The organism is Ancrocorticia sp. (genome assembly GCF_052089425.1).
In the GTDB taxonomy this organism is placed as follows: Bacteria; Actinomycetota; Actinomycetes; order Actinomycetales; family Actinomycetaceae; genus Ancrocorticia.
The window spans coordinates 1-8,795 of sequence record NZ_JBQCZW010000056.1; the positions used below are offsets into that span (position 1 = coordinate 1).

At 58.4% G+C, this 8,795-nt stretch carries 6 protein-coding genes; 5 read left to right on the forward strand and 1 reads right to left on the reverse strand.

The genetic code is table 11. The annotated features are described in order from the left end of the window. Positions 1-567 precede the first annotated feature (567 nt). From ACTHV6_RS11400 to guaB, 3 genes are all read left to right on the forward strand, one after another. Positions 568-3,666 (forward strand): alkaline phosphatase, encoded by a 3,099-nt coding sequence (locus ACTHV6_RS11400; protein WP_441387709.1) that lies wholly within the window; start codon positions 568-570, stop codon positions 3,664-3,666. A 202-nt stretch (positions 3,667-3,868) separates the two neighbouring features. Continuing rightward, positions 3,869-4,165, forward strand: coding sequence for a co-chaperone GroES (groES, locus tag ACTHV6_RS11405; protein WP_441387710.1), 297 nt, complete (start codon positions 3,869-3,871; stop codon positions 4,163-4,165). Positions 4,166-4,251: 86 nt separating this feature from the next. Beyond that, positions 4,252-5,796: an IMP dehydrogenase gene (guaB, locus tag ACTHV6_RS11410; protein ID WP_441387716.1), complete on the forward strand. Its 1,545-nt coding sequence runs from the start codon at positions 4,252-4,254 to the stop codon at positions 5,794-5,796. A gap of 14 nt (positions 5,797-5,810) precedes the next feature. Here guaB and ACTHV6_RS11415 read toward each other — a convergent pair whose 3' ends face one another. After that, a complete protein-coding gene (locus ACTHV6_RS11415; RefSeq protein ID WP_441387711.1) occupies positions 5,811-6,518 on the reverse strand; it encodes an exonuclease domain-containing protein in 708 nt (235 codons plus the stop codon). A gap of 64 nt (positions 6,519-6,582) precedes the next feature. Between ACTHV6_RS11415 and ACTHV6_RS11420 the strand changes: the two genes are divergently transcribed. Beyond that, complete coding sequence (locus ACTHV6_RS11420; RefSeq protein WP_441387713.1) at positions 6,583-7,695, forward strand: GuaB3 family IMP dehydrogenase-related protein; 1,113 nt, start codon at positions 6,583-6,585, stop codon at positions 7,693-7,695. Between the two features lie 14 nt (positions 7,696-7,709). After that, positions 7,710-8,396, forward strand: a complete 687-nt coding sequence (locus ACTHV6_RS11425) for a FadR/GntR family transcriptional regulator (RefSeq protein ID WP_441387714.1) — start codon at positions 7,710-7,712, stop codon at positions 8,394-8,396. The last annotated feature ends 399 nt before the right edge of the window (positions 8,397-8,795 follow it).

An 8,795-nucleotide genomic window follows, 5' to 3' on the forward strand; every position in this document is an offset into this window, starting at 1 on the left:
TCCGGAGAAACGAGTTGGGCAAGCGTTGAAGAATCCACGCGGCTATTCTCTCATGACGTGCCAGCCGTGCCGGTCCTCACGATGCTCCCGCCGTGCTGAGGACGGAGCCTCCCATGGCATATTCACGGAACAACACAATTTTCGAAAACGCGTTGTTGCACTCCACCCAAAATGTTAGCCTGTGAGATGTGGCTCACAACCATGGAGCTTCTCGGGTCTGTTCGATCATTGTTGTTCGTTCGGATTGTGAAGCTAGGTGAGCAGCGCCGCTGATTGCAATACGGCAGTCGCGGAGACAATCCCCCGAGAGCTTTCCAAAATAAACGGTGCATAGCAGCACACGTAGGCGAGCGACGCAGTTGGGAGGTCTCACCCGCCGCATTCACAACAATGACAAACCCCGGAATCACCACACGCCAGAAAGGCAATGAACTCATGAGACTTTCACGACGACTAGGTGCAATCGGAGGAGCGAGCGCGCTTGTAGCCTCTTCTTTGGCTCTCGGCCTAGCATCGCCACCCGCAGACGCGACAACAGAGCAAACCGCCACGGCACAAACCGCGACAGTGCGAACCGAAACAACCGAGGACCAAGCCACTCCCGAGGAACAAGCGGCAGTTGCTGGTCCTGAAACCTGTATCACCACGGAGGAGGACGGATCGTTACGAATCCTCGAGCCGGGAGACTGCGCGCAGTTCGGTAAAGCGGGTCAGGGACGAACGGATGAAACGGCCCGAAACGTCATTCTGATCATCGGCGATGGAATGGGCGAACAAGAACTGACCGCTGGACGAAACCATCTGGAGGGTGCGGCCGGACGCTTCGCGGGTTTGGATGACTTTGTTGCCACCGGCAAATACACCCATCATTCGGTCAACAAGGATGGCTCCTTCCAGTACAGGACGGATTCGGCATCCTCGGCCAGTGCGTGGGCCACGGGAGCCAAGACGTATGACGGCGCCATTGGTGTTGATCTTGCGGGCGAGCCTCTGGAAAACTTGCTCGAAATCGCTAAGAAGGACGGGATGCGGACCGGCAACGTGAGCACCGCTCAGGTTCAGGATGCCACTCCGGCCGCGATGTCCTCGCATGCTCTTGATCGCAATTGCTACGGACCAAACGAAGAGAGCAACTCCGAGACGTGTCAGGGTGATGATTTTTCCACCCAGTACCGCGAGAATGGCGGACTCGGATCGATCTCCGAACAGATCGTTGACCTGAGGCCCGATGTCACGCTTGGTGGCGGCTGGGGGCCGTTTGAGGAGGATGTTGTGGAAGGTGGGGAAGGACGTAACCCTTACCTTGATAACACCACCACGTGGACAGCCGGGGACACCGTCCGTGAAAACGCTGAAGCAAACGGCTTTCAGGTAGTCAACAATGCAGACGAGCTCAGTAGCATCACAGAAGCCAATCAGGATGCACCTGTGTTGGGGCTGTTCAACGAAGGGCACATGACCCGACGCTACGAGCAAGTTGCGCCTACCTCCGGAGGAAGCCAAGATTCACCCACGGAATGCGTAGCTGCTGATAGGGGCGGCGAACCCGAGCTGGTGGACATGACGAACAAGGCCATCGAACTGCTCGATGATCCAGAGGCGGAGGAAGGATTCATGCTCCAGATCGAGTCCGCCTCGATCGACAAGGGAGCCCATGACGCAGATGCATGTGGAACACTGGGCGAGATGGGACAGGCTGACGAGGCCGTCCGTGCCGCACTGGACTTCGCTGAAGAAGATGGCGAAACACTCGTTATCGTGACATCAGACCACTCGCAGTCAACTCAGATTGTCGAGGACGATACTGAGACAGTTTCGGCCACCACTCGCGTGACCACCGTGGACGGTGCACATCAATCCATCGGTTACAGTACGAAGCCTTTGGATGAGATCCTGAATGATCCGGACGTGTCCCTACAGCACACCGGCAGCCAGTTGCGCATTGCCGCATACGGCCCCGGAGCTGAAAACGTTATCGGGCGCAGCGACCAGACGGACCTTCACTACACCATCGCCAATGCGTTGGAGTTGGGCGATTGGGAGGTTGCTGAGGTGAATCCTGATCTCGGGGTGGATGTCTCTCAGGCAGCCGATCCCGTTGATGCGGTGGAGTCATGCTACATGGTTGGTGGCGATGGGTCCGTTGTGCCCGGTGCTGGTGACTGTGCGCAGTTTGGTACAGAAGGACAGGGTATCGATGACGAGGAGGCCCAGAACGTGGTGATCGTCATTGCAGATGGCACTGGCGATTCGGAAGTCACGTCCGCCCGTAACTACCTGCACGGCGCAAACGGGCGTTTCGCTGGGATCGATGAGCTGCCTTTCACGGGTTCAGCCACCACCTTCTCGTTGGATGCTGAGACTGGCTTACCGGACTATGTGACCGATTCGTCCGCGTCCGCATCGGCGTGGACCACCGGCACGAAAACGTATGACGGTGCAGTGGCAGTGGACCGTGAAGGAAACCCGGTGGTGACCCTCGCGGAGCTTGCCCGCATGGACGGCATGAAGGTTGGCAACGTCTCCACCGCTGAGCTGCAGGATGCCACGCCAGGCTCCTTCGCCGCCCACGCACTTGATCGCAAGTGCTATGGACCGGAAGAAGGCAAGAACGATGAATCCTGTCAGGGCGAGGACTTCGCATCCCAATACCGTGAGAACGGCGGCATCGGATCGATCTCTGAACAGATCGTGGATCTGCGTGCTGACGTCACTCTTGGTGGCGGTTCAGCGGCCTTTGACCAGATCGTCCAAGAGGGAGGCAACTGGGGTGGTAACACGTGGACGGAAGGTGAATCCGTTGTTGCCAACGCTGAGAACCAGGGCTATCAGGTGGTAACCACTGCCGATGAACTTGACGGCATCTCCGCTGCTAGCAGCGAGGAGCCCGTTCTGGGGCTGTTCGCTGAAGGCAACTTCCCACGCAACTACGCCCAGTCCATCCCGGAAACTGACGGGGCTTCCCAAGAAAGCATCGAATGCGTTCCCAACCCGGATCGTCCGGAAACCATTCCTGGCTTGGATCAGATGACCGCCAAGGCGCTGGATATGCTCCAGAACGATGACGGCTTCCTTCTTCAGATCGAAGCGGCCTCGGTTGACAAAGCCAATCATGAAGCAGACTTCTGCGGCATGGCAGGCGAATTCGAAGAGTATGACCTTGCCGTTCAAACGGTGCGTGATTGGGTAGAGGAGACGGGTGAACCCACCTTGCTCATCGTGACTACGGACCATGCGCACGCCTCGCAGATCACGGGCGTGGATGAGAACACCGCTGGTCTCACCAGCAAGGTTGTCACCGCTGATGGTGACGACATGGTGATCAACTGGGCCACCGCTGCCTCGAACGATCATGAGGTGGCTCTAGGTAACCAGAACCACACGGGTTCTCAGGTACGGGTTGAGGCTGAAGGCCCCGGCGCGCAGAACATCCTCGGCCAGATCGATCAGACTGATATCGGGTTCGTGGTGACGAACGCTTTAGGGCTCGATTTCGTCAATCATGATGTTGACCTGACTGCTCAGTGGGATCAAGATTCGCAGTACCCAGTTTCGGGTAGTAGCGGGAGCAACACGGTCTGGGTTGTGGTGGGTGCAATCGTTGTGATCGCACTGCTTGGCGGGCTTGTCTACGTGTTCTATGCCAGAAGGAAGCAGGCAGAATAGCCGAACATAAGCGGCGAGTGCTGGCGCGTTGACAGAAACGCGCTAGCACTCGCCTTGACCGAGTGCTAATCGCGGCCTATCCTTCTTAGTGGACGTAGCTTCGGCTACGGCTTGTGCCCGGTTCGGGCCCGGCCCCCGCGACGGCGGGTCCCGCGGCTAGGCATTACTGACCAAAGCACGAGTTATAGAAGGGGGATCCGCAGTGTCGGTCTCCATCAAGCCGCTTGAGGATCGTATCGTGATCCAACAGCTGGAAGCAGAAACAACAACCGCATCGGGCCTTGTCCTTCCGGACACCGCAACCGAGAAGCCGCAAGAAGGCAAGGTTGTATCCGTAGGCCCAGGCCGTGTGGATGATAATGGCAACCGCGTTCCAGTGGACGTTGCTGAAGGCGACGTTGTCATTTACTCCAAGTACGGTGGTACCGAGGTCAAGTACGGCGGCGAGGAGTTCATGATTCTCTCCGCTCGTGACGTCCTCGCAGTTGTTGCGAAGTAACGCTCAGCTGATAAACGAGAACAAGAAGCGCCCGGTTCACCCCGGGCGCTTCTTGCTGCCTGAGGGCGGGCGTGGCGTGGTCCATAATGCGCGGGGAAAACGCACACAGTTACCATGGAGACGTGATCACACCTGATGAGAACCCCTTCGCAATGGTTGGCTTAACGTATGACGACGTCCTTCTTCTGCCTCAGGCAACGGACGTTATCCCTTCCGAGGTAGAGACCTCTAGCAGGCTCACTCGGAAGATCACTCTGAGAACCCCACTGATTTCCGCAGCCATGGATACCGTGACCGAATCGCGTATGGCGATTGCCATGGCACGGCAAGGTGGAATTGGCATCATCCACCGCAACCTTTCGCCCCAAGATCAGGCCCAGCAGGTACGCGTTGTTAAGCGCTCCGAATCTGGCATGGTCCAAGATCCTGTGACAGTTGGCCCCGAGGCCACAATTGCCCAGCTTGATGAGCTGTGCGGCAAGTACCGCGTGTCCGGCCTTCCCGTTGTGGAGGACGGCAAACTGATCGGTATCATCACGAACCGGGATCTGCGATTCATCCCAGAAGATGAATTCGCCCAGCGCAGCGTGCGTGACACGATGACCCCCATGCCCCTCGTGACGGCCCCGTCCGATGTGAGCAAGGAAGAGGCCTCCCGCCTTCTAGCGCAGCACAAGATTGAAAAGCTACCGCTGATTGATGATGAAGGAAACCTCTCTGGCCTTATCACCGTCAAGGACTTCGTCAAAACCCAGCAATACCCGAATGCCTCAAAGGACGCCCGCGGACGCCTCCTCGTAGGAGCGGGCGTTGGCTACCTATCCGATTCTTGGGATCGTGCCCTGCTGCTCGCAGAGGCCGGCGCCGATGTGTTGGTGGTGGATTCGGCCAACGGGGAGGCGAAGCTGGCACTGGACATGATCCGGCGCATGCGCGCCGATTCCGCCTTTGACGAGGTGGAGATCATCGGTGGAAATGTGGCCACGCAGTCCGGCGCTCAGGCGCTAATAGATGCGGGTGTGGACGCCGTCAAGGTGGGCGTTGGCCCTGGCTCGATCTGCACAACCCGGGTCGTGGCAGGCGTTGGCGTTCCCCAGATCACCGCGATCTACGAATCGTCCAAGGCGTGCGTCCCCGCCGGTGTTCCATTGATCGCTGATGGTGGCCTGCAATACTCAGGCGATATCGGCAAGGCGCTTGTGGCCGGTGCGGATACCGTGATGCTCGGTTCCCTCCTCGCAGGGTGTGATGAGACTCCTGGCGATCTCGTGTTCGTCAACGGCAAGCAGTACAAGCACTACCGCGGTATGGGATCGCTGGGTGCCATGTCCTCTCGCGGAAAGCGTTCCTATTCCAAGGATCGCTACTTCCAGTCCGATGTCAGCTCCGATGACAAGATCATCCCTGAAGGTATTGAGGGTCAAGTGCCCTTCCGCGGCGTTCTGGGATCTGTCCTGTACGAACTGGTGGGCGGGCTTCACCAAACCATGTTCTATTCAGGCGCGACCACAGTTGCTGAGCTCAAGGAGCGCGGGCAGTTCGTGCGAATGACTTCTGCGGGTTTGCGCGAATCTCACCCGCACGATGTACAGATGACAGTTGAAGCACCCAACTACAGCGGGCGCGCCTAGGGCCTCAGGTTGCCCTAGAGCGGCCGCGTCACGGGCCACGCCTGCGGATCGCCGGCACTTTGCCGGCCACTTTCTTCGGCCTTCTTGTTGAGGAAGCCAATGAAATCCGCGTGCGTGGCCTTTTCGCGCCCTTGTACGTCCTCAAGTGATTCGTTGGCTACCTCCGGGTGTGCCCGCATCATTGCCGCTAAAACTTTGAGAGTGGCCAGAACGTCCGCCTCAGCATTGTGGAAATCGCCGTCCACGCTCACACCATAGTGGCGGACCAAATCCTCGAGCCGGCGCTTGCCCTTGCGATAGCGATCAACCGACTTGTCGAGAAGATAGGGGTCCACAACAGGGAAGATGTCCCCTCCCAGACGTGAGGCAAGTGTGGCGAGCCCGTGGCGAGCCAGCTCGTGTTCGATGAGCGTGACATCGTAGGAAGCATTGAAGGCCACGGCGGGGTAGCCCTGACTCATGTGGGCGGCAAGCTTCGCGGCAATTTCCTCCAGCACGTCTTCGATTGGGCGGCCTTCGCTGCGTGCCTGCTCCGTGCTGATGCCATGCACTGCGCTGGCCTTTTCGGGGATCTCCACGCCGGGATCCGCGAGCCAGTACATCTTGTTCACCTGACCGCCGGGAAGCATCTCAACAATGGAGCAGGTGACCAGCCTGTCCTGATCGGGGCGCACGCCGGTAGTTTCTGTATCAAAGCCAATGATGGGGAGTTCTGTCCACATGATGAGTCCTCTCGTAACCTGCATCTAAGCCTAACGGGAGCTTCCCACATGTAAGCTATGGGACGTGAGTGAAATCGAGATCGGACGAGGCAAGAGGGCAAGGCGCGCTTATACACTGGACGATGTTGCGGTGGTGGCGTCCCGGCGTACGCGTGACGTACGCGAGGTTTCAACGTCTTGGCAGTTTGACGCTTACCACATGGATGTTCCGATTCTCTCTGCACCCATGGATTCTGTGACGTCCCCGGCTTCAGCAATCGCCATTGGAAAACTCGGGGGAGTGGGAGTACTTGATCTTGAGGGCCTGTGGACCCGATACGAAGATCCAGATCCACTCCTCGAAGAGATTTCTCACCTAGGCGCTGGCGATGCTACTGCCCGCATGCAGGAGATCTATTCAGAATCCGTTAAGCCCGAGCTACTGCGGGAGAGGCTTCTGGAGATTCGCGAAGCGGGTGTGACGGTAGCCGGAGCACTTTCGCCCGGGCGCACGCAGGCCCTGTGGCGCACAGTGGTAGATGCCGGCGTGGATATCTTCGTTATTCGCGGAACAACTGTGTCCGCAGAACACGTGTCCGCCAACAGGGAGCCGCTCAACCTCAAGCGGTTCATTTATGAGCTGGATGTTCCCGTGATTGTGGGTGGTTCTGTGACCTACAACGGTGCTCTCCACCTGATGCGAACGGGTGCTGCTGGTGTGTTGGCCGGATATGGCGGTGGGGCTGCATCCGCCAACCGTCGCACTGTAGGCATCACCTCGCCCATGGCCACGACCATCGCGGATATTGCCGCCGCGCGCCGCGATTATCTAGACGAATCATCCGGGCGTTACGTTCACGTGATTGCTGACGGATCGATCAGCCGATCTGGTGATCTTGTTAAGGCCGTGGCCTGTGGAGCGGACGCCGTGATGCTGGGCACCGCGCTTGCCCGAGCTACGGAGGCTCCTGGCCGCGGATGGCACTGGGGCGCCGAAGCGCGCCATTCTCGCCTGCCCAGAGGCGAACGAGTGGGTGTGGAACGTGCAGGAACGCTTGAGGAGATCCTGTTTGGACCCTCGCATTCAGCAAACGGCATGACCAATCTGATGGGCGCGCTCCGCCACGCCATGGCCGCCAACGGTTATTCGGATGTCAAAGAGTTCCAGCGCGCCGAACTTATTGTGACCAACAGCTGACCGGGGAGGAAGCCATGGCCAATGCACATCCGGGCACGAGCAAGACAAGCGGCGCCATCGAGCGCATCCTTGAGATGATCGCGAACGAGGCGCTTGAGCCGGGCCAGCGCCTGCCATCCGAACGTGCGCTCGCGGCGGATTTGAAGGTCTCACGTGCAACCGTGCGCGAAGCCATTATGGCTCTGCAGATCGCCGGGCGGGTTGAGAGCCGCTCGGGAGACGGCACCTACATCCTTGAGGCCCCGGCACAGATCGGCGATGCCGCCCTGAAAGTCCAGACTGGTGTGGACATTGCTGATGCGTTGGAATATCGGATGGCCACTGAGATTTCTGCCGCTGTGCTCTCGTGTGCTCGCGCCCGCCGCTCAGACGTTATGCGGATGCAGGCCGTTGTGGAGGCCATGTCAGAATGCCTTGAGGATGATGATTACGAGGGTTATCTTGATGCGACCTATGATCTTCACCTTGCGATTGGGCAGGCCTCACACTCCAAGAGGCTCGGCACAATACACCGAGCGCTGACGGAACAAACCCGCGATGAGGAATGGCTTCTGGCCGAGAGCTACACATCCGAGGTTGCCGCACATTCCATGCAGCTGCATCGCGAGATGGTCAGCGCGATCGCCGCACGGGATGTTGGACGCACCGCACACGCGGTGCAGGCTCACTATGTGGAGTTCCCCGCTCTGGTTGAAGGATAGAGCCGGTCATTTTCCACAGAGCCCGTCATTTTCCACGGCTCTTCGATTCATTATTGGTCTTACCAATGGTTGGCGCAGGCGCCGAGTGCCGCGGGGGAAATTCGCCGTCGTCGTCATCAATTCCCACTCAGAACCGGAATTTTCCCGGGAACTTGCCCTCCCATGTCCTCAATAGTGCCTGCTGCGGCACGTTTGGTGCACACCAACAATCGGCTCAAATCGTATGATTAGTTTGACATGGCGCGCACCACATTACGTAACCAAAAAGACCTGTATGCATAGCATTTGATCACTCTCTGTGAGCCATAATACGATGCATAGACATGACGTATTTATGATTTAATGGGCTCTTCACAGTTGGGGGTGTAGGAGTTGGTTTGTGAATCCTCCGGTTTCGAG

What these genes read in the sequence shown, in the direction of transcription:
- ACTHV6_RS11415 (WP_441387711.1), bottom strand. Translation starts at nt 6,518, where the DNA reads ATGTGGACAGAACTCCCCATCATTGGCTTTGATACAGAAACTACCGGC.
- ACTHV6_RS11425 (WP_441387714.1), top strand. Translation starts at nt 7,710, where the DNA reads ATGGCCAATGCACATCCGGGCACGAGCAAGACAAGCGGCGCCATCGAG.
- guaB (WP_441387716.1), top strand. Translation starts at nt 4,252, where the DNA reads ATGCGCGGGGAAAACGCACACAGTTACCATGGAGACGTGATCACACCT.